This window comes from Paenibacillus hemerocallicola, assembly GCF_006265175.1.
Classification (GTDB): domain Bacteria; phylum Bacillota; class Bacilli; order Paenibacillales; family NBRC-103111; genus Paenibacillus_AB; species Paenibacillus_AB hemerocallicola.
Genome location: NZ_VDCQ01000146.1, coordinates 1 through 2,004 on the forward strand (window position 1 = coordinate 1; position 2,004 = coordinate 2,004).

Annotated in this window: 1 pseudogene; it reads left to right on the top strand. The window is 46.5% G+C overall.

From position 1 onward, the window contains the following. Window positions 1–141 precede the first annotated feature (141 nt). Window positions 142–908: pseudogene (locus tag FE784_RS40470) on the top strand (class I SAM-dependent methyltransferase). Window positions 909–2,004: the final 1,096 nt, after the last annotated feature.

The window sequence follows — 2,004 nt, forward strand, 5'->3', positions numbered from 1 at the left end:
ATCAAAAGGGAGGAGCACTTCTATGCGATCGATCGAGCACGAGTACTAAGTCCCATCTCCTTATGCGCGTGGCCCACCGGACGGTATCTGTAAATGGAGTACTATTTGATTTGCAGATCACGATTTTGGAGGGACTTGTAGATGAGAAGAGAAGACAAGCAATTTGAACGTTGGATCGGGCAAGCAAATCAGCCATTCTCGGGATGGGACTTTTCCTATATTGAGAAACAGGGCGAATGACTAGCGACTGCTTGGCATGGTCATACGGAAGCATGGCCATCCCTCTCGTGCAGGATGCCGAGTCGATGCTGGATATGGGGACCGGCGGCGGAGAGTTGTTGTCAATGTTGAGGCCATGGCCGAAATTCGTTTGCGCCACCGAAGGCTATCAGCCGAACTTGTCCGTCGCCAAAGAACTATTGGAGCCGCTGGGTGTGACTGTCCTTTCTGTGGAGGATGACGAGCGTCTTCCTTTTGAGACCGGCCAGTTCGATTTAGTGCTGAACAAGCATGAATCGTATTCGCCGCGGGAGGTTCGGCGGGTGCTCTCCGATGGCGGGTATTTCCTAACTCAACAGTCGGGAGGCACCGATTGCTTCGAGATCAACGAACGATTCGGCGTAGCGTTAAATACGGCATTTTCGGAATGGAAGCTCGATGCCGCCATACGGGGCGTGCAGGAGAATCACCTTGAAGTCGTGAAACAGTCTGAGCAGTTTCTTAGACAACGATTCTATGATGTCGGCGCACTGGTCTATTATTTGAAGGCCATTCCGTGGCAGATTCCGGATTTCAAAGTCGATAAATACAGAGAAGAGCTATACAGTATTCATCTGCATATTGAACGGCAGGGTTACTTTGAGGTGACACAGCATCGGTTTTACTTGCTGGCCAAAGCATTGTCTTAGATTATATTCAAAAATTAATCAAATCGATTTCTAGGAGCTTGTTGCGCTGCGACAGCTCCTTTTGCATTTTTCGCCGATAGCCCCGTTAAGCTAGAACCGTATCATATTGCAAATGGGCTCATTTACGACGGATACGATAGTAGAATTAGACAGGGAGCAGACAGCACGGCAACTGCTCCCTTCTTCATAACGGGCAGTTTAACACAACCATAACGAGCGATGGAGCGGATCTCACTTTTGCTATGCTTAAGGGCTGGATGCCGCGTTGAAATTGGGCAGGATACGATATCCGGGAGAGTTCCAGATTAATCGCATAAGTCCAAGCCAATATATTAACCAATTCATACACTGTTACTATCTTATGTTTAGGAGAGTGAAAGGGATGGGATTAATATTTAATCGAAATGTTAGAGTTACTTTTTTCTCGGGTTTTAACTTTACTAGAAGAAGTCTAACATTTAGACGAGGCGTGGCAGTTTCAAATCTGGGATTATTCGGTTTTAACAACATCATCTCCAGTTTTCGGCTAAGAAATGTTGTAATTCCTAGTCAAGTTACATTAGTACTGTTTTCAGGCCGCAACTTTACAGGGAATTTTCGAACTTTCCGTGGTAGCCAGAACATTTCAGACTTACGAGCTTTTAACTTTAACAATGTAACCTCGTCGTTTATTCTGGTTGGATTCCGGATAACAACTTCTCAGATTCGTACCATTCAACGCACAGGCAGAATGCCAAGCGGCATTTCCAAGTTATAGGCTAAAGGGACACTGAAAAAAAGCGCCCTTTTTTCTTCAAATTTTTCTTGAATGAAGGGAAGGATTGAGGCCTTTAGAACTTTTGTCGGCTTGGAGGGCTCCCAACAACTCCTCGCGGCATGTAGAACAGCAGGGAATGAGGGTTATGATTATGCCGGTAAAGTGAAATCCCGTAGCCTCCGGCAAAGCATGACCTCCCTCCCCGCTGTATTTGTTATTGTATGTGTCACACGGAGGCATGATTAGGCTTGGGCGCCCCATATTCTTAAACAGAAATCCCCCGCCAGCCGAAGCCAGCGGGGGATTTATTAGTGGGGGAGGAACTGTACGTTACATTTT